The organism is Salipiger sp. ABF4_146, assembly GCF_056161345.1.
Genome location: NZ_JBSWYX010000002.1, coordinates 509,008 through 530,077 on the forward strand (window position 1 = coordinate 509,008; position 21,070 = coordinate 530,077).

The 21,070-nt window shown below is 66.7% G+C and carries 18 protein-coding genes; 5 read left to right on the forward strand and 13 right to left on the reverse strand.

The features are described from left to right. Nucleotides 1-14 precede the first annotated feature (14 nt). A complete protein-coding gene (locus ACXAJT_RS05255) occupies nt 15-1,004 on the forward strand; it encodes a TraB/GumN family protein (protein WP_475233518.1) in 990 nt (329 codons plus the stop codon). Here ACXAJT_RS05255 and ACXAJT_RS05260 read toward each other — a convergent pair. The 8 genes from ACXAJT_RS05260 to ACXAJT_RS05295 form a co-directional block, all read right to left on the reverse strand. Further along, nucleotides 1,001-3,022 carry a M3 family metallopeptidase gene (locus ACXAJT_RS05260; RefSeq protein WP_475233520.1) on the reverse strand — a complete coding sequence of 674 codons (2,022 nt, stop codon included), beginning with the start codon at nt 3,020-3,022 and terminating at the stop codon, nt 1,001-1,003. The two genes, ACXAJT_RS05255 and ACXAJT_RS05260, sit on opposite strands and share 4 nt — an antisense overlap. A 176-nt stretch (nt 3,023-3,198) precedes the next feature. Then, nucleotides 3,199-3,984: an amino acid ABC transporter permease gene (locus tag ACXAJT_RS05265; protein ID WP_475233524.1), complete on the reverse strand. Its 786-nt coding sequence runs from the start codon at nt 3,982-3,984 to the stop codon at nt 3,199-3,201. A gap of 16 nt (nt 3,985-4,000) precedes the next feature. After that, nucleotides 4,001-4,795 carry a transporter substrate-binding domain-containing protein gene (locus ACXAJT_RS05270; RefSeq protein WP_475233526.1) on the reverse strand — a complete coding sequence of 265 codons (795 nt, stop codon included), beginning with the start codon at nt 4,793-4,795 and terminating at the stop codon, nt 4,001-4,003. Nucleotides 4,796-4,883: 88 nt separating this feature from the next. Next, nucleotides 4,884-5,939, reverse strand: a complete 1,056-nt coding sequence (locus tag ACXAJT_RS05275) for a HesA/MoeB/ThiF family protein (RefSeq protein ID WP_475233529.1) — start codon at nt 5,937-5,939, stop codon at nt 4,884-4,886. Beyond that, entirely contained in the window at nt 5,939-6,376 is a 438-nt protein-coding gene (dut, locus tag ACXAJT_RS05280) for a dUTP diphosphatase (RefSeq protein ID WP_475233586.1), read from the reverse strand. The genes ACXAJT_RS05275 and dut overlap by 1 nt, the downstream gene beginning before the upstream one ends. Nucleotides 6,377-6,495: 119 nt before the next feature. Next, nucleotides 6,496-7,692, reverse strand: a complete 1,197-nt coding sequence (gene coaBC / locus ACXAJT_RS05285) for a bifunctional phosphopantothenoylcysteine decarboxylase/phosphopantothenate--cysteine ligase CoaBC (protein WP_475233588.1) — start codon at nt 7,690-7,692, stop codon at nt 6,496-6,498. Nucleotides 7,693-7,814: 122 nt separating this feature from the next. Then, on the reverse strand, nt 7,815-8,627 hold the full coding sequence (locus ACXAJT_RS05290) for a ChaN family lipoprotein (RefSeq protein WP_475233531.1): 813 nt from the start codon (nt 8,625-8,627) through the stop codon (nt 7,815-7,817). A gap of 44 nt (nt 8,628-8,671) precedes the next feature. Further along, nucleotides 8,672-9,553 (reverse strand): RNA polymerase factor sigma-32, encoded by an 882-nt coding sequence (locus ACXAJT_RS05295; protein ID WP_475233534.1) that lies wholly within the window; start codon nt 9,551-9,553, stop codon nt 8,672-8,674. A 435-nt stretch (nt 9,554-9,988) separates the two neighbouring features. Between ACXAJT_RS05295 and ACXAJT_RS05300 the strand changes: the two genes are divergently transcribed. Continuing rightward, on the forward strand, nt 9,989-11,503 hold the full coding sequence (locus ACXAJT_RS05300) for a YifB family Mg chelatase-like AAA ATPase (RefSeq protein WP_475233538.1): 1,515 nt from the start codon (nt 9,989-9,991) through the stop codon (nt 11,501-11,503). Here the strand turns inward: ACXAJT_RS05300 and ACXAJT_RS05305 are convergent. The 4 genes from ACXAJT_RS05305 to rsmI all read right to left on the reverse strand — a co-directional run bounded on the left by ACXAJT_RS05305 (nt 11,473) and on the right by rsmI (nt 14,907). Continuing rightward, a complete protein-coding gene (locus ACXAJT_RS05305) occupies nt 11,473-12,372 on the reverse strand; it encodes an alpha/beta hydrolase fold domain-containing protein (RefSeq protein WP_475233540.1) in 900 nt (299 codons plus the stop codon). The two genes, ACXAJT_RS05300 and ACXAJT_RS05305, sit on opposite strands and share 31 nt — an antisense overlap. Nucleotides 12,373-12,416: 44 nt before the next feature. After that, complete coding sequence (gshB, locus tag ACXAJT_RS05310; RefSeq protein WP_475233542.1) at nt 12,417-13,352, reverse strand: glutathione synthase; 936 nt, start codon at nt 13,350-13,352, stop codon at nt 12,417-12,419. A 170-nt stretch (nt 13,353-13,522) separates the two neighbouring features. Then, a complete protein-coding gene (locus ACXAJT_RS05315) occupies nt 13,523-13,999 on the reverse strand; it encodes a YraN family protein (protein WP_475233544.1) in 477 nt (158 codons plus the stop codon). A 53-nt stretch (nt 14,000-14,052) separates the two neighbouring features. Next, the gene (rsmI, locus tag ACXAJT_RS05320; RefSeq protein ID WP_475233547.1) at nt 14,053-14,907 is read right to left on the reverse strand and encodes a 16S rRNA (cytidine(1402)-2'-O)-methyltransferase; all 855 of its coding nucleotides are present in this window, start codon (nt 14,905-14,907) and stop codon (nt 14,053-14,055) included. Between the two features lie 90 nt (nt 14,908-14,997). Here rsmI and ACXAJT_RS05325 point away from each other — a divergent pair, with 90 nt between their 5' ends. Together ACXAJT_RS05325 and ACXAJT_RS05330 are read left to right on the forward strand one after the other, a co-directional pair. Continuing rightward, nucleotides 14,998-16,188, forward strand: a complete 1,191-nt coding sequence (locus ACXAJT_RS05325; protein WP_475233549.1) for a penicillin-binding protein activator — start codon at nt 14,998-15,000, stop codon at nt 16,186-16,188. Then, nucleotides 16,148-18,946, forward strand: coding sequence for a [protein-PII] uridylyltransferase (locus ACXAJT_RS05330; RefSeq protein WP_475233553.1), 2,799 nt, complete (start codon nt 16,148-16,150; stop codon nt 18,944-18,946). Before ACXAJT_RS05325 ends, ACXAJT_RS05330 begins: the two co-directional genes overlap by 41 nt. Nucleotides 18,947-19,180: 234 nt before the next feature. Here the strand turns inward: ACXAJT_RS05330 and ACXAJT_RS05335 are convergent, their stop codons facing one another. Next, nucleotides 19,181-19,387, reverse strand: a complete 207-nt coding sequence (locus ACXAJT_RS05335; RefSeq protein WP_475233554.1) for a cold-shock protein — start codon at nt 19,385-19,387, stop codon at nt 19,181-19,183. Nucleotides 19,388-19,859: 472 nt separating this feature from the next. Between ACXAJT_RS05335 and ACXAJT_RS05340 the strand changes: the two genes are divergently transcribed. Continuing rightward, on the forward strand, nt 19,860-21,070 hold a 1,211-nt coding region (locus tag ACXAJT_RS05340), incomplete at its 3' end, for a DEAD/DEAH box helicase (protein WP_475233557.1).

The following is a 21,070-nucleotide window of genomic DNA, read 5'->3' on the forward strand; positions in this document are numbered from 1 at the left end:
GAGGTAGCCCCCGCATGTTCCGTCCGCTTCTCGCCCTGCTCCTTCTGCTTGCGCCCGCCGCCCTGCAGGCCGCCTGCGAAGGCCACGATCTGCGCGGCACCCTCAGCGCGGCGGAACGGGCCGAACGCACCCGGATGCTGGCTGAGATCCCCTATCCCGAAGGCAACCACTGGCGCGCCGAACGCGGCGATCAGGTGCTGCATCTGATCGGCACAATGCACCTTGGTGACGCGCGCCTCGACGGCCCGGTAGAACGGCTCGCGCCGCTGATCGAAGGCGCCGGCACGCTGCTGCTCGAGATGACCCGGTCGGACGAGACGCATTTGCAGGCGGCGCTGGCCGCAGACCCCGGCATGCTCACGCTGCAGGGCAGCAGCCTGCCCGACCTGCTGCCCGAAGAAACATGGCAGACGCTGGCCGAAGCGGCGCGGGCACGCGGCATCCCGACCATTCTCGCCGCCAAGTTCCAGCCGTGGTACCTGTCGATGATGCTGGCCACGCCCCCCTGCGCCATGGCGCAACTCCAAGGCAAGACCGGGCTCGACAAGCGGCTCGAAGATCTGGCCGAGGCCTCAGGCGTGCCGACCCGTGCGCTCGAGCCCTATGACACGGTGTTCCGCCTGTTCAACGCCGAGCCGATCGAGGATCAGCTCGAGATGCTGCGCACCGGCATTCTCGACACGCAAACCGCCGAAGACCAGTTCGCCACCATGTTCGCCGCCTATTTCGAAGAGGCGCACGCCGATACCCTGGTGATCTCGCGGCTGATCGCGCGCCGCGCCTTGCCCGAAGCCCCGGCCAAGGTCGACGAGATGATGGACGAGACGGAAGCGCAACTGCTGGTCGCCCGCAACCGCGCGTGGATGCCGGTGCTGCTGGAGGCGGTTGAGCAAAGCGAGGCACCGGTGGTGGCGGCCTTTGGCACCGCCCATCTGGGCGGCACCGACGGGGTTCTGAGCCTGCTGGCGGACGAGGGCTTCAGCCTCACCCGCGCCGCGTTCTAGGCGGCCAGCCCGCGCCCCTTGAGCAGCGCCTCGACCCCCGGCATACGGCCGCGGAAGGCGGTGTAGAGGTCTTCGGCTTCGACCGAGCCACCTTTCGACAGGATGAACTCTTCCAGCTTAGAGGCCGTCTCGGGGTCAAAGGCCCCGCCCGCTTCCTCGAAGGCGGCGAAGGCGTCGGCGTCCATCACCTCGGACCACATGTAGCTGTAGTAGCCCGAGGAATAGCCGTCGCCGGCGAACACATGCGCGAAATGCGGCGTCGCGTGGCGCATCGGAATGGCGCTCGGCATGCCGATGCCGTCCAGCACCTGCGCCTGTTTGGCCATCGGATCGTCGGGCGCCTTGCCCGAATGGAACTCCAGATCGACCAGCGCCGAAGCCACATATTCCACCGTCTGGAATCCCATGTCGAAGGTCGCCGCCGCCAACACTTTGTCGAGCAGGTCCTTGGGCATCGCCGCGCCGGTGTCGGCGTGGGTGGCAAACTCTGCCAGCACCTCCGGCACCTCCAGCCAATGCTCGTAAAGCTGGCTCGGCAGTTCCACGAAATCGCGCGCCACCGAGGTGCCCGAGACCGAGCCGAACTCCACGTCCGACAGCATCTGGTGCAGCGCGTGGCCAAACTCGTGAAACAGCGTGCGCGCGTCGTCGTAAGACAGCAGCGCCGGCTTGCCCTTCGGCGGCTTGGCAAAGTTGCACACGTTGATCACGATCGGCGCCTTCTGCACCGGCCGCTTGGCCTGACTCTGCATCGCCGAGCACCACGCACCGGACCGTTTCGACGCGCGGGCGAAGTAATCGCCGATGAACACCGCCAGATGCTTGCCGTTGCGCGTGACCTCCCATGCCCGGCAATCAGGGTGGTAGAGCGGCTGATCCAGCTCGCGAAACTCCAGCCCGAACAGCCGGTTGGAACAGGTGAACGCAGCCTCGATCATCCGCTCGAGCTGCAGGTAGGGCTTCAGCTCGGCCTCATCGAGATCGTGCAGAGCCTTGCGCCGCTTCTCGGCGTAATAGCGCCAGTCCCACGCGCGGAAGTCGTCGTTGATCCCGTCTTCGCGCAGCATCTCCTCCATCTGCGCCTGATCGGCCATGGCCGCGCTGCGAGCAGGCGTCCAGACCTGCATCAAAAGCTCGCGCACACGCTCCGGCGTGCCCGCCATCTCGGTCTCGAGCTTGTAGGACGCGAAGTCGGGATAGCCGAGCAGCGCCGCGCGCTCCTCACGCAGCTTCAGCACTTCGGCGGCAATACCGCGGTTGTCGGTCTCGCCGCCGTTCTCGCCCCGCGAGGTCCACGCCCGCCATGCTTTCTCGCGCAGGTCACGCCGGGGCGAGAACTGCAGGAACGGCACGATCAGCGACCGCGACAGGGTGATCACCGGCCCGTCGTGCCCGCCAGCCTCCCCTGCCGAGCGCGCACCGTCGACGACAAAGCCGGGCAGCCCTTCGAGATCACCCTCGGCCAGCGGCATCACCCAATCCGACTCGTCCTTCAGCAGGTTCTGGGTGAACGCGGTGCCCAGAACCGCCAGCCGCGACTTCACCTGCGTCATTCGCTCGGCCTCGGCGCCGGTCAGCGCCGCACCAGCACGAACGAACCCGCGATGCGTGAGCATCAGCACCCGCGCCTCCTCGTCCGACAGGCCCAGCGTCTCGCGCCGCTCCCAGAGGTCGCGCACCCGGCCAAATAGCGCCGCGTTGGAGTAAACCGCCGAACTATGCGCCGCGAGCTTGGGCGAAAACTCCCGCTGCAGCGCCTGCCGCGCCGGATTGCTGTCCGCGCCGGCCACCGAGAAGAACACCGACAGCACCTTGTCGAGCGCCTCGCCCGCGCCCTCCATCGCCTCGATCGTATTTGCAAAACTGGGCGCATCCGGATTGTCGGCGATTGCCTCGATCTCGGCCAGATGCGCCGCCAGCGCCTGCTCGAAGGCCGGGGCAAAATCTTCGTCCGAGATACGCTCGAACGGCGCGAGGCCGAAGGGCGTGTCCCACTCGGCAAGCAACGGGTTGGTCATGTGCAGACTCCTTTTGACCCGAAGCTATGACCTTCATCCGCCGCCTTCAATGGCCCTGCCGGACGCCTCCGGCGGGAGTATTTTCGGAAAGATGAAAGCCGGGCGCAGCGCTCTCGCCTTCGTCTAGATCAAAATATCCCCGCCGGAGGCTCCGGCATCCGCAACACGCGTCGCCCTCAGGGCCTCTCGCGCAGCCGCGCCTCGAGCCGCCGCAGAAGCAGCGACAGGGATATGGTCAGCGTCAGGTAAATCAGCGCGACCACGTTATAGGTCTCGAAATAGCGAAAATTGCCCGCCGCGGTGACCTTGCCCAGCTGTGTCACATCCAGCACCCCCAGCACCGAAACCAGCGAGCTGTCCTTCACCATGGCAATGAAATCATTCCCCAACGGCGGCAGGATGGTGCGGATCGCCTGCGGTAGAACGATCAGGCGGAACACTTGGAAACGGCTCAGCCCCAGCGCCTCGGCGGCCTCGATCTGCCCCTCGTCGACCGACAGCAACCCGGCCCGGAACACCTCGGCGATGAAGGCCGAATACCCGATCGTCAGCGCAAGGATCGCCCGCCAGAGCAGCGAGAAATCCCGCACGCGGATCGGCTCGACCCCCATGTGAGCCGCCAGCCAGTTCCAGCCCGCCACCAGCGCCGGCGCCAGCACGAAGGCGACATAGAGCAGCAGCACGAGGATCGGGATGCCGCGCAGGATCTCGGTGTAGAACCGCGCGATCTGCCGCAGCACAAGACTGCGTGATAGCGACATCAACGCCACGATCATGCCGATCAGCGCGGCCAGCGCGAAGCCGACGAGTGTGACGAAGAGCGTGATCTGCACGCCTTTCAGCAAGGTCTGCAGCACCTGCGCCTGCACCTCGCTGGTCAGCACCGCGCCATAGGCCAGCAGGGCCAAGACCCCAGTGGCCAGCAGCCACCAGGGGAAATCCTTCTTCGCGGGCTGTCTCATGCTGGGCTGGCGGGGCTCATTCGCCCATCTTGTAGTCGAGGAACCATTTGCGGTTCAGCGCCTCCAGCGTGCCGTCGGCGCGCAACGCCTCGATCGCCGCGTTGACCGGCGCTACGAGGTCTGAGCCCTTGGGGAAGATGAAGCCGAAATCCTCGGTCCCAAGCTTCTCGCCAACGATCTTCAGCGCCCCATCCGAGGAGGCCACATAGCCTTCGCCGGCGGTGCCATCGGTGAGCACAAGGTCGATGTCGCCCACGCGCAGCGCCTGCACGCTGGCGCCGAAGGTCTCAAAAAGGGTGATGCGCCGGGTCTGTTCGTTGCCGTCGAGCACGTCGTAGACGCCAACGTAGAACGGCGTGGTCCCCGGCTGCGCGCCCATCAGCAGATCCTCATCGGCAGCGAAAGAGGCGGCGTCGTCGAAGCGGCCCTCGTCGCCGCGCACCAGCATGACCATTTCCGAGCGCATGTAGGCATCAGAGAAATCCACCATCTCGGCGCGGTCCTCGCGGATGGTGATGCCGGTCATGCCGATATCATACTGCCCCTCGCTCACCGCCGGGATCATCGCATCCCACGAGATGTTCTCGTAGCTGACGGTGATGTTCAGGCGCTCAGCGATCTCGGCCATGGCGTCATATTCCCAGCCGATGGCCTCACCGCTCTTGGGATCGACGAACTGCAGCGGCGGATAGGCATTCTCGGTGACAACCACCACCTCGCGGCCCTGCAGATCGGGGATGTCCTGCGCCAGAAGCGGCGTCGCGGCAAGCAGCGCGGTGGCGAGCGCCGAGGCGGCAAGGGTCTTGAGCATCGGGAAACCTCTCCGGAATTTTGCTGTGGCGCCAGTATGGCGCGCGCCTCGCCCTTGGCAAGACCGGGACGCGGCGCCCGCCGTCGGGTCAGGCCGCGCCGCCGCACACCGGGCAATCGCCGCGCGGCTTCACCGCGATCTTGCGGGTCTCGCCCCAGAGCGCGTCGTAGATCAGCATCTCGCCGCGCAGCGCCTGCCCCGCCCCGGCGATCACCTTCACCGCCTCCACCGCCATCATCGCGCCGATGACGCCGGGCAACGGCCCCAGCACACCGGCCTGCGCGCACGACGGCGCCAGCCCCGGCGCGGCGGCCACCGGAAAAACGCATTGGTAACAGGGCGCGCCGCGGGCCGGATCGAAGACCGAAATCTGCCCCTCCCACTGGCTCAGCGCGCCCGAGACCAGCGGTTTGCCCTGCGCCGCCGCCACGCGGTTGACGAGGTATCGCGTGTCGGTGTCGTCGGTGCCGTCGAGGATCAGGTCGTACTCGGCGATCAGATCCTCGGCGATCTCCGGCGCCAAGCGGCGGTGATAGGGCTTCACCGTCACATAGGGGTTCTGCGCCTCCATCGCCGCCTGCGCCGAAAAGACCTTGGGCATGCCGATGCGCGCGTCGGTGTGGATGACCTGTCGCTGCAGATTGGCGTTTTCCACCACGTCGTCGTCGATCACCCCGATGGTGCCGACCCCCGCCGCCGCAAGATACTGCAGCGCCGGAGCGCCAAGCCCCCCCGCGCCGATCACCAGAACCTTGGCCGCGCGCAGCTTCTTCTGCCCCGGCCCACCCAGTTCGCGCAGAACAATGTGGCGGGCATAGCGCTCAAGCTCGCTGTCCGACAAACGGCCGGGCTTTGCCGGCGTCTCGGCGGCCCGCGCCGCCGCGCCCGCCTGCGCCCGCGCCTTCACCCGGCGCAGCACCAGCGCATAGGCCAGCGCCAGCGCCACGAAGCCGCCAAGGATCAGCCAGAGCGCCGGGCTGCCACCGGTGAGCTGACGCAGGCCATGCCCGTCGGGCAAAGCCACCTGGATCATCAGCACGATCACGTAGAGCAGCCCCAGCAGGTAGAGCCGCGCCACCTTCGAGGCCCCGAGCAGATGCCCGAGCCCCCAGATCACCGCACCAAGAGCCAGAACCAGCAGCATCAGCGCGTGCCCGTCGAACCAAAGCCCCCCGCGCCGCGCACCGTGTCGGGCAGGCTCTCGACCAGGTCGAAGCTGCCCTGCACCACCGGCGCGACAATCATCTGCGCGATGCGCTCGCCATGCGCCACGGTGAAGCTTTCCTGCCCGGCGTTCATCACGATCACCCCAAGCGGTCCGCGGTAATCGGAATCGATGGTGCCCGGCGTGTTGGGCAGGGTGATGCCGTGCTTCAGCGCCAGCCCCGAGCGCGGGCGGATCTGCACCTCATAGCCCTCGGGGATCGCCATGCGCAGGCCCGTCGGGATCAGCGCCCGCGCCCCCGGCGCCAGCTCGACAGAGCCACGGTCGGGGAAGTTCGCCCGCAGGTCGGCCCCCGCCGCGCCAGCGCTTGCATAGTGCGGCAGACCCAGTTCCCGGTCCGCGCCCTCGTCCCACATCATCGCCACAGAAACCACGGCTCGTCCTTTCCTTGTCGCGGCGCAGCCCGCGTTCGGCCCCGCACCTTCATTGTTCTCAAAATACGCAAATCCGCCGCCCCCGGCCCGCGCGGCTCTGCTCAGGAGCCAAGCTCCCCGGCGATCCGTTCCGCCAGTTGCGCGGCCACTGCCCGCTTGCCCATGCGCGGCCACGCCTCGGCCCCGCCCTCCGAGATCAGCACCACGGCGTTCTCGCTGCCGCCCATGATCCCGGTGGCGGGGGAGACGTCATTCGCGACGATCCAGTCGCAGCCCTTGCGCGCCCGCTTGGCGGTGGCATTGGCTTCCACGTCATCGGTCTCGGCGGCAAAGCCCACCACGAGGCCGGGGCGCCCCTCGGACATCTGCGCGACCTCGGCGAGAATGTCGGGGTTCTCTGCAAACTCCAGCGAGGGCAGCTTGCCCGCCTGTTTCTTGATCTTCGAGCCGTTCTCGGCGGCCATGCGCCAGTCGGCCACGGCGGCGGCAAACACCGCCGCATCGGCGGGCAGCGCGGCCAGCACGGCGGCGCGCATCTCGCGCGCGGTCTCGACCTCGATCACCTCGACTCCCGTGGGGCGCGGCGCGTCGGCGGGGCCGGTGACAAAAACCACCTCCGCCCCGAGATCGCGCAACGCCTCGGCGATCGCCGTGCCCTGCGCCCCCGATGAGCGGTTGGCGATGTAGCGCACCGGGTCGATGGGCTCATGCGTCGGACCGGAGGTCACCAGAATGCGTCGCCCCTTCAAAGGGCCTGCCGCCAGCGCCGCCTCGATGGCCGCGAGGGTTTCCATCGGCTCCGCCAGTCGCCCCGGCCCGAACTCGCCGCAGGCCATATCGCCATCATTGGGACCGACGACGCGCACGCCATCGCCCTGCAAGGTTTCGAGATTTCGCTGCGTGGCCGGGTGCTGCCACATGCGCACGTTCATCGCGGGGGCGATCAGCACCGGCGTGTCGGTGGCGAGCAGCAGCGTCGACGCGAGATCCCCGGCAAACCCCTGCGCCATCTTCGCCATCAGGTCCGCCGTCGCCGGAGAAACCACCACCAGATCGGCCACGCGGCTGAGCTGGATGTGGCCCATCTGAGCTTCCTTGGTCAGGTCGAAGAGATCGCGGTGCACCTCCTCGCCCGCCAGCGCCGAAACCGAGAGCGGCGTGACGAACTCTTCCGCCGCGCGGGTCATCACCGGGGTCACCGCGGCGCCGCGTTCACGCAGACGCCGGATCAGTTCCAACGACTTATAGGCCGCGATGCCGCCGCCGATGATCAGAAGTATCCGCTTGCCGGAAAGCATGGTGCCGCGCCCCTCGCCCATCGGGGCCGCCTGCCCCGCCTTCGGCCCCAAGTGTTAGAGGCCGCGCCGAGAAAACTCAATCCGCCCACGCCAAGTGGTGGCCGCACGGCCCGTGAACGTGGTCAGTTGCTCTGCGGCATCTGGAAATCCTCGCAGGGATCGCCGCGCTCGGCCGCCGGGCTGTCCTCGACAAGATCATAACTGCCGTCCGGCGCGCCCATCGACTCGTCTCCGCCTGTCATCTCGCCCTGCCCCAGCGCCGCAACCGACACCTCGCCCGCCGCACGTTCGACCAGCGCCGGCGCGCCCCAATCGCGGCGCGCGTGCCCATTGCCGGTGATCACCACCACCGGACCGCCCAGATCGGCATAAGCGCTCAGCGCGGTTTCGGCGAGGCGCGCGTCGCGCAGGCGCTGGATGTCGACCATCATCGGCAACATCTCGATCGGCAGCGCGTTACAGTGGGCGGCCATCTGCATTTGCTGCCGCGCCGCCTGCTCGTCCCGCTCCAGCGGCTGGTCAAGCCCGTAGAAGCCCGCGCTTGGCCCGAAGACCTCGCCGAGATCGCGATCCCGGACTTCGCGCGCTTCATCGCGCGGCAGTTCAGCGCCATAGACCGCCGCCTCGGGCGCTGCCGCGAAAATCGGGTAATACATGGAAAAGTCCGGCCACCCGCTGTCGTTCCAGCCCAGAGCCGCCTCCAGCGCCGCCTCGTCGGCCATCAGCTCGGGCGTGACCGCTGACGCTTGTTCGGCGCTCAGCATTTCGAAGACCAGCGCCATCGGCCGGATCTCGGCCACCAATTCGGCCTGCCGCGCGTGGTGCGATGGATTGTCGTGGATTTCACCCAGAAACACCACGTCCGCCCCGGTCAGGGCGGAGAGGTCAGCTTCGGCATTCGTATCCTGCGCCCAAACCGGCGCAGGCGATGTCACGGCCAGAAAAGCCGGAAGGACGGAAAGAAGACCAAGGGCTCGCATCATGCGAGGAAGTGTTGCACCTCTTGCGATTGCCCTTCAAGCGACTTGCGCATCTTGGTAAAGGCCGCAGCCTCAAGCTGACGCACCCGCTCTTTCGACAATCCCAGTTCCTGACCAAGGCTTTCCAAAGTCCGGCTGTCGTCGCGCAGCTTGCGCTCGCGGACGATGAACCTTTCGCGATCGTTCAGCGAGGTGAGCGCGCTGACCAGCCATTCGCGCAGTTGCGCGTTGTCGAGCTTACCTTCGACAAGCCGCGAACTCTGCTCGCCCTCGTCTTCCAGCGTGTCGATCCACTCGCGCCCGTCTTCGTCGGTGCTCTGCGTCGCATTCAGCGAATAGTCAGACCCCGACAGACGGCCTTCCATCATCTCGACATCGTGCAGTGGCACGCCGATCTCGGTAGAGATCATCTCGCGCAGCTTCACCCGATCAACGCTTTCGCCGCGAGCCGTCGCCTCGCGCTCGAGCCGAGCCTGAACGCGGCGCATGTTGAAAAACAGCGATTTCTGAGAGGACGTGGAACCGGTGCGCACCATCGACCAGTTGCGCATCACGTAGTCTTGGATCGAGGCCTTGATCCACCACACAGCGTAGGTCGAAAACCGCACGCCTCGGTCGGGATCGAATTTGTCGGCCGCCTTCATCAGGCCAAGTCCAGCTTCCTGAACCAGATCATTCATCGGCGCGCCGTAGCGTTTGAACTTCGCTGCCATCGAGATCGCCAGACGCATATATGCGTTGATCAACCGATGCAGAGCTTGCTCGTCGCGCTGATCGCGCCAGGCGTATGCAAGTTTCAGCTCGGTCTCGGCGTCGAGAAGCTCCGCCTTCATTGCGCGGCGCGACAGGGTCTGGTCGTTAAAGCTGGTGTCCAATGCCATGAGAGGCCCCCGTTGGGTTGGGCCGGCGACGCCAGCCTTCCGTGTCTCTTTGGTATAGTAACGTCGCGTCTTGGCGTTTGGTTTCCTAGAAATTTGCACAAGCGAAGATCCGCACCTCCGAACCGCCTGTTTCGGCGGATCAGGGGGATTTCGCGGCCCCTTGCGCGGCGGGTCAAACAAATGACGCGAAGGCTGGGTCGAGCCGCTCAAAGCATTGGATTCGCCTGCGATCCCCAATGCGGCCTACCAATGAACAGCGCCGTTGCGGCGGCCTCCACCCATGACGTAGCCGTGACGCGACAAAAATCATGCCTCCGGCCCGGCTTGCCCGCTGCACCGGCAATTCTATGCGCGGATGGCGGCAGATCGGCGATCATTGTTAACCGCTCCTCAACACCTGCGCCGCATTCTGTGGTTTGCAGCGAGGGGGATGTCATGGCGGCTTGCGCCTATACCGTCGCCTTCGACGGGGTCGAGGCGCGCACTGTCGAGGTTCAATGCGCCGTCAGCCCCGGCGTGCCCGGCTTTGCTATCGTCGGCCTGCCAGACAAGGCCGTGTCAGAGGCGCGCGAACGTATCCGCGCGGCGTTGCAGGCGTTGGCCATCGCGCTGCCGTCGAAGCGTATCACGGTGAACCTGTCGCCCGCCGATCTGCCCAAGGAGGGCTCGCATTTCGATTTGCCGATCGCGCTCGGCCTGCTTGCCGCGCTCGAGGTCATCCCCGCCGACGAACTTGCCACATCGGTCTCGCTGGGCGAGCTTAGCCTCGATGGCACCCTCGTCGCGGTTCCGGGTGCGCTGCCCGCCGCGCTCACCGCGGCGGCCGAAGCGCGCAGCCTGCTCTGCCCGAAGGCCTGCGGCCCCGAGGCTGCTTGGGTCGAGTCCTGCCGCGTCGTGGCCGCCGCCAGCCTGACCGAGGCAATCCGCCACTTTACCGGCGCGGGCCAGCTGGAGCCGGCGTGCCCCGGCCCGGCAGACGCCGCCCGGCCCGGTCCCGATCTGCGCGATGTCAGCGGGCAGGAACGTGCCAAACGCGGCCTCGAAATCGCCGCCGCCGGGCGCCACCACCTTCTGTTCACCGGCCCGCCGGGCACCGGCAAATCCATGCTCGCACGACGCCTGCCCGGGCTGATGCCGCCGCTTGGCGCCGCCGAGGCGCTGGAAACCGCGATGATCCGCTCGCTCGCCGGGGATCTCTCCGAGGGGCGACTGTCGATGGCGCGCCCGTTCCAGCAGCCGCATCACACCGCCTCGATGGCCGCGCTCACCGGTGGCGGGCGCGGCGCACGGCCCGGTCAGATCAGCCTCGCGCACAACGGCGTGCTGTTCATGGACGAGTTGCCGGAGTTCCCACGCAACGTGCTCGACGGGCTGCGCCAGCCGTTGGAAAGCGGCGAGATCACCGTCTCTCGCGCCAACGCCCACGTCACCTATCCCTGCCGGTTCCTGCTCGTCGCCGCCGCCAACCCCTGCAAATGCGGCCATGCCAGCGACCCCGCCCGCGCCTGCTCGCGCGCGCCGGTCTGCTCCGAGGATTACCTCGGGCGCATCTCCGGCCCTCTTATGGACCGCTTCGATCTGCGGCTCGAGGTTCCTCCGGTGACCATCGAAGACATGGCCCTGCCCCCGGCCGGCGAAGACAGCGCAACCATCGCCGCACGTGTCAGCGACGCGCGGGCCCTGCAGGCCGCGCGCTATCAGGGCCACCCAAGACTGCGCACCAACGCCGATGTGGACGGCCGCCTGCTCGACGAGATCGCCGCGCCCGATGCCGAGGGACGCGCCTTGCTTCTGCGCGCAGCGGACCGCTTTGGCCTGTCGATGCGCGGGTATCACCGGGTGCTGCGGGTGGCCCGCACATTGGCCGATCTCGAAGGCGCGGCGGCAATCCGGCGCCCGCATGTGGCCGAAGCGCTGAGCTACCGGCTGGTCTCGCGCAGCGCCGCCTGAACGAAGGCCCCGGCCCGGCGCAGGGTCGCACGGGCTTCCGGCAACCACCCGTCAAACACCGGCCACGCATGCGGCGCCGCGGGGTGGGTTTCGACCTCCACCGCACAGCCCTGCGCACGCAGATGCGCGGCCATGTTGCTGCCGTCATCGGCAAGTATCTCGCGCTCCGACCAGCACAGGCGCACCGGCGGACAGGCGGGAAACGCCGCATACAGCGGCGACATCCGCGGATCGCGCCGGCACGCGCCGCCCGCGACCACCTCGACCAGTTCGCCGATCCGCCGGGCGGGCAGAAACGGATCGCGCGCCGCATTGCGGTGCAGGCTGTCCCCGGTCATCGCCAGATCGGTCCAGGGCGAGAACACGACAGCGCCCGCTGGCGGAGAGCCCCCACCGCAGAGATGGGCAAGTAGCGCGAGCGCCAAGCCGCCTCCCGCCGAATCTCCGGCCAGCACAACCTGTGCCGGCTCATAACCAAGCGCCGACACCCGCTCCCAAGCAGCGCAGGCCGCGTCAAAGGCGGCTGGAAACGGCGCATGCTGGGCCAGCGGGTAGTCAGGGGCGCAGATCTCAACACCTGCAAGCTTCGACAGCCGAGCCATCACCCCTTGGTGGGTGCGCGGGCTGCCAGAGATGTACCCGCCCCCATGCAGATAGAAGATCACGCGGCGCGGCGCGCAGGGCCCGGCGCTGATCCAATGCAACCCGCCCGGTCGCCGCAGATGCAGCACGTGGGGCGGCTGGCGCATCAGAAGCGGCGCATGCGCAGCAAGATCGCGCTCGGCCTCGTCCGGGCCGAGCGTTTTTGCCAGCCGGGGCTTAGCCACCAGCTTCAAACCAAGGTTGAGCGCTTCCAGCTGCAGGCTCATGGCACAGCGCCCTCCTTCAGATGCCCGCGCCTAGCGCAGAGCGGTCAGCCGCATTTGGCCTCGATCGCCTCCCAAACCTTCGCGGCGACGTTGACGCCGTCAAAACGCTCAAGCTCCTGAATGCCGGTGGGCGAGGTCACATTGATCTCGGTCAGCCAGTCACCAATCACATCGATCCCGACAAAAATCTGGCCCTTCTCCTTGAGAACCGGCCCGATGGTGGCGCAGATCTCGCGATCCCGCGCGGTCAGTTCGACCTTCTCCGGCCGGCCGCCCACGTGCATGTTGGAGCGCACCTCACCCGCCGCCGGCACACGGTTGATCGCGCCCACCGGTTCACCGTCGACCAGAATGACCCGCTTGTCGCCCTTGCTCACCGCCGGCAAATATTTCTGCACGATCAGCGGCTCGCGCGAGAACCCGGTGAATAGCTCATGCAGGGAGCCGAGGTTGCGGTCGTTGTGGTCGAGCCGGAACACCCCGGCGCCGCCATTGCCGTAGAGTGGCTTGAGGATCACGTCACCATGGCGTTCCTTGAATGCCTTGATGGTCTCCAGATCGCGCGCGATGGTCGTCGGCGGGGTCAGATCGGGGAAATTGAGCACCAGCAGTTTCTCGGGGAAATTCCGCACCCAAAACGGATCGTTGACCACCAGCGTCCCCGGCGCCAGCCGGTCAAGCAGATGCGTCGTGGTGATATAGTGCATGTCGAAAGGCGGATCCTGCCGCAGCCAGACCACATCCACATCGGCAAGATCCACGGCCTCTCGCGGGCCAAGCACCGCAGGCTGATCCGCCTGCCTCTGCACCGTCATCCAGTGACCGCGTGCGGTGATCCTGCCCTCTTCGTAGGCAAGATCGTCCGGCCCGTAGTAAAACAGCTCGTGCCCCCGCGCCTGCGCTTCCTCGGCGAGGCGGAAAGTGCTGTCGGCGTTGATGTTTACAGACCCGATCGGGTCCATTTGAAAGGCGATCTTCATAGCGGTCTCCGCGGGTGACTTTCGCCATACATGGCGTAGCCACGCACGAGGCGCAATGCCCGCAGCCGCTGGCCGACCCGAAGGCGAAACATTCACCCCCGTGCTGATCAGCCGGCCAGCAAGCGATGTGTGGGGCAATTAGACGGCAGAAATAGACGGAAGAAAATGCGCTAAGCCGCGAAGGCGTTCTCGATCACGCGGATCATACCATGGCGATTGAGCAGCGCGACGTCGAACCGCATGTCGCTCAAAGAGCCCAACGGCTGCGTGCCCACAAACTCCTCCGCGGTTTTCTGCAGCCGCCGGATTTGTGGCTTGCGCAGATGCTCAAGCGCCTGATCGAAACTGCGGCTGGCTTTCACCTCCACAAAGACGAACCCCTCGCCATCTGCGAACACCAGATCAATCTCTCCGCTCCGGCCGCGCCAGCGGCGCCGGAGCAGCGGGTAGCCCCGTCGCTGAAAGTCCCGCGCGACCTGATCCTCTGCGGCGAGCCCCGCGTGATAAGCGACTTCACCGCGGGCGCAGCGACGATGACGTTCCACCACCATCTGTCGCGACGCAGGCGCCACAACACCCCGCGCCACAACACAAGGCGACACCGGCGTGGTGAAATCAAATTCCATCTGCGATGCGTGCCGCGACATTGCGGTCCTCCTGAACTTGCCAGCGCCTTAGCTTCTGCGTCCCAGCCTTCCGGCTATTTCGAAAGCGTCAGTGCAAGCTGGTAGACCGGACGCCGCGCAATCCCATGTTTCTGCGCCACATGGTCCGCCGCGTCGCGCACCGACATCTCGCCCAGCACCGCCTCCAGTTCTGCTTGTAAGTCAGACTCGCTAATTTTCTCCAAATCCCCTTTCCCGATCAGCACGACGATCTCGCCCTTCGGCGGCGTTTCGGCATAGGCCTCGGCAAGCTCATCGAGCGTTCCTTCGCGCACTTCCTCGAACTTCTTGGTCAGCTCGCGGCAGACCGCCGCCGGGCGACTGCCGCCAAGCGCCACCGCCGCATCCGCCAGCATGGCGCCGAGCCGTTTGGGGGATTCGTAGAACGCCAGCGTTGCCCGCTCTTGCTTCAGCGCCGCCAGCGCGTTGCGCCGCGCGCCCTTGGCGTTGGGCAGGAAGCCGGCAAACAGAAAGCGGTCGGTTGGCAGCCCGGCGACGGTCAGCGCGGTGATCACCGCCGCCGCGCCCGGCGCCGCGGTCACCGCAATGCCCTCGGCTCGCGCCGCGCGGGCGAGATCGAAACCGGGGTCCGAGATCATCGGCGTGCCCGCCTCCGACGCGTAGGCCACCGACTTGCCTTGAGCCAGCAACCCCAGCAGCCGCGGACGCATCTTCGCGCCATTGTGATCGTGATACGCCAGACACGGGCGCTCGCCGAGCGCAATGCCGTGGATTTCCATCAACCGCTTGAGACTGCGGGTGTCTTCCGCCGCCAGAACATCCGCATCGCGCAGCGTGTCGAGCGCCCGCAGCGTGATGTCACGGGCGTTTCCGATCGGTGTCGACACGAGGTACAAACCCGGCACCAAACCGCTTCTTTCGGGATTCATCACTGGACCCGGTCCTTTGCTGCTCTATGATTGCCCTCAAATGCTCATGGGGAGTTACCCCATGCGCGTCAACGAGGGAGCCAGCCACCAATGTTCGCCGTTTTCGCCCGCGCCCGCAAGGCGCTGCGCCCGATGACCGTGCTTGCCACAGCCGCGCTGCTCGCCGCCTGCGATGTCGCCACGATGACCGATCTCAGCCCCGCCGGCAGCGGCGGTCCCAGCATCGATCCCGGCGAAACCGTGCGCGTGGCGCTGCTGGTGCCGCAGTCCGATCCGGGGGCCGCCGCCATCGCCCGCGACCTTGAGAACGCCGCGCGACTGGCGATTGCCGATCTTGGCGGCGCGCAGGTCGATCTTGCGGTCTACGACACAGCCGGGGTGCCGGCGCAAGCCGCGAGCCAGGCGCAGCGCGCCGTGGACGAAGGCGCGCGGATCATTCTCGGACCGCTGCGCGGCGAGGCCGCCGTGGAAGCCTCGAAAGTGGTCGCCGACGAAGGCGTGAACGTGCTGTCGTTCTCCAACAACGCCTCGATCGCCGGCGGCAACCTCTTCATCCTCGGCCCGACCTTTGCCAATACCGCTGACCGGCTGATGGGCTTCGGCACGGGCCGCGGCGTCAATTCCGTCGCGGTGCTCTATTCGCAGGACGTGCCGGGCGAGTTCGGCCGCACCGCGATCAATCAGGCCGCCGCCCGCAATGGCGTATCGGTGGTCGCCGAGCAGCCCTACCCGCTCAGCGTCGAGGGCGTGACCAACACCGCGCAGCAGATGGGCAACATCATCGGCAGTTCGGGCGCGCAATCGGTGTTCATCACCTCCGACGCCACCAATGCCGCCATGCCGCTGCTGCTGCAGATCATGCCCGAATCCGGCGTGGACCCGGCCACCACCCAGTACATCGGCCTGACCCGCTGGGATGTGGCACCGCAGCTCTACAGCTATCCCGGCGCCGAGGGCGCGTGGTTCGCGATGCCCGATCAGTCCATGCAGCGCAACTTCAACGCCCGCTACCGCGGCGCCTATGGCGCCGAGCCGCACCCGCTGTCCGGCCTCGCTTTCGATGGCATCGCCGCAGTGGGCGCGCTGGTCGAACAGGGCCGCAGCGACGCCCTGACCGGACGCGCGCTCACCCAGTCGGCTGGTTTCCAGGGCACGGGCGGTGTATTCAGGCTGAAATCGGACGGCACCAACGAGCGTGGCCTTGCCGTCGCAACCATCCAGAACAGCCAGGTAACGATTCTTGACCCTGCCCCCTCCAGTTTCTCCGGTGCCGGTTTCTGAAGCAGCTGACGATCTGCCGGACGACCTGATCGCCCCGGCCACCGAGATTTTCGATATCGAAGGCCTGCGGGCCCAAGTCTTCGCCGCCCTCCCAGACGAGGGCGGCGAAGGCGCCGTGCGCGCCACGGTGGTGAAGCTGCTCTCCGCCGCCCGCGACGAGAGCCGCGCCAAGATCGCCCGGCTGTTCGCCGCGCAGCCGCACAAAGCGTTTCCGGTCACCCATGCCTACACTTGGGTCACCGATGGCATGGTGCGCATCTGCTACGACGTCGCGACGCAGTTCCTGCACCGCAATCCCAACCCCACGAAGGGCGAGCGCCTGTCGGTGCTGGCGGTGGGTGGCTACGGGCGCGGCGAGATGGCGCCGTTTTCCGACGTCGACCTGCTGTTTCTCACCCCGCATAAGATCACGCCATGGGCCGAGAGCGTCATCGAATCGATGCTCTACATGCTGTGGGACCTGAAGCTGAAGGTCGGCCACGCCTCGCGCACGGTGAAAGACTGCCTGCGGCTCGGCGGCGAGGATTTCACCATCCGCACCGCCATGCTCGAGCATCGCTATCTGACCGGGGAAAAGCCGCTGGCGGACGAGCTTGAACAGCGGCTCTGGGACGATCTGTTCAAGGGCACCGAGCGCGCCTTCGTCGCCGCCAAGCTCGAAGAACGCGACGCGCGCCACCGCAAGCAAGGCCTGCGCTATGTGGTCGAGCCCAACGTCAAAGAGGGCAAGGGCGGGCTGCGCGACCTGCAGTCGCTCTACTGGATCACCAAATACATCCACCACACCGACGACACCGAGGATCTGGTGCGGCTTGGCGTGTTCAGCGCCGAGGAATACCGCACCTTCTACGACGCCGAAGAATTCCTCTGGGCCACCCGCTGCCACATGCATCTCGCCTCGAACCGCGCGGTCGAGCAGTTGACCTTCGACATGCAGGTCGAGGTCGCCGACCGCATGGGCTACGCTGATCGTGGCGGGCGCCGCGCGGTGGAATGGTTCATGCAGGATTACTTCCGCCACGCCACCTCGGTGGGCGACATCACCCGCATCTTCCTGACCTCGCTGGAGGCCGAACAGCAGAAGGACGCACCGCTGCTGCTGCGCATGTTCAAGCGCGGCCCGAACGTCAAGGACGGCTACGAGGTGGTGCACAACCGGCTCGCCATCGTCGATCCGGTCGCCTTCCTGTCGGACAAGATCAACATCCTGCGCTTCTTCGAGGAAGGGCTGCGCACCGGGCTGCTGCTGCACCCCGACGCGATGCGTCTGGTGAAGGCCAACCTGCATCTCATCGACGAGGACATGCGCAATGACCGCGAGGCGCAGCGCATCTTCATGGACCTGCTGCTGAAGCACGGCAATCCCGAACGATCGCTGCGCCGGATGAACGAGTTGGGCGTGCTTTCGGCCTTCATCCCCGAGTTCGAGCCGATCGTGGCCATGATGCAGTTCAACATGTACCACAGCTACACGGTGGACGAGCACACCATACAGTGCATCGGCAACCTGTCGCAGATCGAGCATGGCGAGATGGTCGAGGACCTGCCCGTGTCTTCGGAGATCCTGCGCGAGGGGCTGAACCGCAAAGTGCTCTACACCGCGCTTTTGCTGCATGACATCGGCAAGGGCCGCGACGAGGATCACGCCGTGCTGGGCGCGCAGATCGCCCGCAAAGTGGCACCGCGCCTCGGCCTGACCAAGCAGGAGAGCGCCACCGTCGAATGGCTGGTGCGCTATCACCTCCTGATGTCGGACATGGCGCAGAAACGCGATATCGCCGACCCCCGCACCGTGCGCGACTTCGCCAAGGCGGTTCAGACCCGCGAGCGGCTCGACCTGCTCACCGTGCTGACCGTCTGCGATATCCGCGGCGTTGGCCCGGATGTGTGGAACAACTGGAAAGCCGCTTTACTGCGCGCGCTCTACCGCCAGACCCGCCGCGGCCTCGAAGACGGAATGGAAGCGCTCAACCGCGAGAACCGTGGCGCCGAGGCCAAGAAGGCGCTGCGCGAGGCGCTCGCGGATTGGGACAGCAAGGCTCTGCGCACCGAGACCGGCCGCCACTACGAAGCCTATTGGCAGGGGCTGCACGTCACCGCGCATGAGGTCTTTGCCCGGCTGCTGCAGGACATTCAGGATGACGAGATCAAGATCGACATCCACCCCGACGAGGACCGCGACGCCACCCGTGCCTGCTTTGCGCTGCAGGACCATCCGGGCATCTTCGCCCGGCTCGCCGGGGCGCTCTCGCTGGTCGGTGCCAATGTGGTCGACGCGCGCACCTTCACCTCCAAGGACGGCTACGCCACCGCCGCGTTCTGGATTCAGGACAGCGACGGCACGCCCTACGACGAGGCCCGCCTGCCCCGCCTGCGCGAGATGATCCGCAAGACGCTGATGGGCGAGGTAAAGCCGCGCGAGGCGATCGAATCCCGCGGCCCGCTGAAAAAGCGCGAACAGGCGTTCCGCGTGCCCACCTCGATCAGTTTCGACAACGAAGGCTCGGACATCTACACGATCATCGAGGTCGACACACGCGACCGTCCGGGTCTGCTCTACGATCTGACGCGGACCCTGTCGGAAAGCCACGTCTACATCGTCTCGGCGGTCATCGCGACCTACGGCGAGCAGGTGGTCGACACCTTCTACGTCAAGGACATGTTCGGGCTGAAGTACTTCACCCCCTCGAAGCAGAAGATGCTCGAACGCAAGCTTCGGGCAGCCATCGCCGCCGGGGCGCAGCGCGCAGGGGTCTAAGCACACGGCGCGCCAGCCCGAGGGTTGGCGCGGCCTCCATTTGGCGCGGGCGCCTTATCTCGCGCGTCCGGACAACGCGCTGAGCGCAGGCTGCGGCAAATCGCCAGACCCCGCAGTCGGGCTGGCGTGCTCGCCCCAGACAATCGGCCTTCCCGATCGCGCAAAGAAAAAGGGCGCGCCCGCAGGCCCGCCCTTTCGATCTTGCGACAGGGCCTCAGCCCCGCCCGGTCCGGCTTATGCCAGTTCCAGGTTCACCGCCGACTCGCGGCCGTCACGGCCGGCTTCGATGTCGAAGGAGACTTTCTGGTTGTCGGCGAGGCCGGTGAGGCCCGAACGCTCAACAGCCGAGATATGCACGAAGACGTCCTTCGAGCCACCATCGGGTGCGATGAAGCCGAAGCCTTTGGTGGTGTTGAACCACTTGACGGTACCAGTTGCCATGGTTGTATTCCTCTAATTGTGTCGCCCACAAAGCGCGGCGACTTGGCGGCTCAACGTCGAATGCTGAGCCGTGGAGGAATCAGGAAACGAAATTCAGTAGCGTGCCGTAAATGCGCCGTCGCGCGCTAAATTGCAACGTCCAAATTCGTGTCAGCCTCGGCATGGCCTGTATCCGCCGGTATCGCGGGGTCACCCGGCGGCATTGACTTTTCCCCGCCAAAGCCCCATTTAGCTCCTCGTGATCGCCGGTTCCTTACCAGCCCGGGGCCAAACGCCCCGCGCCTGCGATGCCAGATTTCCCGCCGATGGCACCCACAAATGGGTCTGACCTCGCGAAGGGGCTCTTGCGATTACGGCAGCGTGCAATCCGGCCCGCTTGCCCCGTCGCAGCCCGACACACACCTCCCCGCGCGAAACGCGCATTCTGGGACCCGCCCGACCTCCCTTCAGGGCGCCTCCCGAAAGGACATCCATGACATTCGATACGCTGGGGCTCCGCCCCGCCCTTCTCGCGCGCCTCGCCGAGCGGAACCTGACGGACCCCACCCCGATCCAGCAGCGCGCCATCCCCGAGGCGATGGCCGGCCGCGACGTGATGGGCCTCGCCCAGACCGGCACCGGCAAGACCTTCGCCTTCGGCCTGCCGATCGCCGACGAACTGCTGGGCACCAACAAGCGCTGCGCACCGAAATCGGCGCAGGCGCTGATCCTCGCCCCGACCCGCGAGTTGGCCGCGCAGATCCACGACACCCTGTCGTCGGTGCTGAAAGACGCGCACCTGCGGCTGACCCTCGTGGTTGGCGGCAACTCGATCAACGTGCAGTCGCGCAAGCTCGAAAAAGGCACGCATCTGCTCATCGCCACGCCCGGCCGTCTCATCGACCTGATGGACCGCGGTGCGCTGAAGCTCGATCAGGTCAGCCACTTCGTGCTCGACGAGGCCGACCAGATGCTCGACCTCGGCTTCATCCACGCGCTGCGCCGCATCGCCCGCGATCTGCCCAGCAAGCGCCAGACGCTTCTGTTCTCGGCCACCATGCCCAAGCAGATGAACGAGATCGCCAGCGCCTATCTGAACGATCCGGTGCGCATCGAGGTCGCCCCTCCGGGCAAGACCGCCGACAAGATCGAGCAATCCGTGGTCTTCGTCGAAACCCCCAAGCGGGTGGAAACGCTGACCGGGCTGCTCGACGATCACCGCGACGAGTTGGCGCTGGTGTTCTGCCGCACCAAGCACGGGGCCGAGAAACTCTCGCGCAAGCTCGGACAGGCTGGCTTCGCCGTGGGCGCGATCCACGGCAACAAGAGCCAGGGTCAGCGCAACCGCGCTCTCGAATCGTTCCGCAGCGGTGAGATGCGCGTGCTGGTGGCCACCGACGTTGCGGCCCGCGGCATCGACATTCCCGATGTGCGCCACGTTTACAACTTCGACCTGCCGAACGTGGCCGACAACTACGTGCACCGCATCGGCCGCACCGCGCGTGCCGGCCGTGAGGGCCGCGCCGTCAGCTTCTGCGGCATCGAAGAGATGGGCGACCTGCGCGGCATCGAGAAGCTGATCGGCCAGCAGATCACCACGCTCGCCGGAGAGCGTCCGGCAGAGCCCGCAGGCGGCCAGCGCCGTGCGCGCGGCGGCGGTCAGGGCCGGCCCGGCGGCGGCAAACCTGCGGGCAAGCCCGGCGG

What these genes read in the sequence shown, in the direction of transcription:
- ACXAJT_RS05255 (WP_475233518.1), top strand. Translation starts at nt 15, where the DNA reads ATGTTCCGTCCGCTTCTCGCCCTGCTCCTTCTGCTTGCGCCCGCCGCC.
- ACXAJT_RS05260 (WP_475233520.1), bottom strand. Translation starts at nt 3,022, where the DNA reads ATGACCAACCCGTTGCTTGCCGAGTGGGACACGCCCTTCGGCCTCGCG.
- ACXAJT_RS05265 (WP_475233524.1), bottom strand. Translation starts at nt 3,984, where the DNA reads ATGAGACAGCCCGCGAAGAAGGATTTCCCCTGGTGGCTGCTGGCCACT.
- ACXAJT_RS05270 (WP_475233526.1), bottom strand. Translation starts at nt 4,795, where the DNA reads ATGCTCAAGACCCTTGCCGCCTCGGCGCTCGCCACCGCGCTGCTTGCC.
- ACXAJT_RS05275 (WP_475233529.1), bottom strand. Translation starts at nt 5,939, where the DNA reads ATGCTGCTGGTTCTGGCTCTTGGTGCGGTGATCTGGGGGCTCGGGCAT.
- dut (WP_475233586.1), bottom strand. Translation starts at nt 6,376, where the DNA reads ATGTGGGACGAGGGCGCGGACCGGGAACTGGGTCTGCCGCACTATGCA.
- coaBC (WP_475233588.1), bottom strand. Translation starts at nt 7,692, where the DNA reads ATGCTTTCCGGCAAGCGGATACTTCTGATCATCGGCGGCGGCATCGCG.
- ACXAJT_RS05295 (WP_475233534.1), bottom strand. Translation starts at nt 9,553, where the DNA reads ATGGCATTGGACACCAGCTTTAACGACCAGACCCTGTCGCGCCGCGCA.
- ACXAJT_RS05300 (WP_475233538.1), top strand. Translation starts at nt 9,989, where the DNA reads ATGGCGGCTTGCGCCTATACCGTCGCCTTCGACGGGGTCGAGGCGCGC.
- ACXAJT_RS05305 (WP_475233540.1), bottom strand. Translation starts at nt 12,372, where the DNA reads ATGAGCCTGCAGCTGGAAGCGCTCAACCTTGGTTTGAAGCTGGTGGCT.
- gshB (WP_475233542.1), bottom strand. Translation starts at nt 13,352, where the DNA reads ATGAAGATCGCCTTTCAAATGGACCCGATCGGGTCTGTAAACATCAAC.
- ACXAJT_RS05315 (WP_475233544.1), bottom strand. Translation starts at nt 13,999, where the DNA reads ATGTCGCGGCACGCATCGCAGATGGAATTTGATTTCACCACGCCGGTG.
- rsmI (WP_475233547.1), bottom strand. Translation starts at nt 14,907, where the DNA reads ATGAATCCCGAAAGAAGCGGTTTGGTGCCGGGTTTGTACCTCGTGTCG.
- ACXAJT_RS05325 (WP_475233549.1), top strand. Translation starts at nt 14,998, where the DNA reads ATGTTCGCCGTTTTCGCCCGCGCCCGCAAGGCGCTGCGCCCGATGACC.
- ACXAJT_RS05335 (WP_475233554.1), bottom strand. Translation starts at nt 19,387, where the DNA reads ATGGCAACTGGTACCGTCAAGTGGTTCAACACCACCAAAGGCTTCGGC.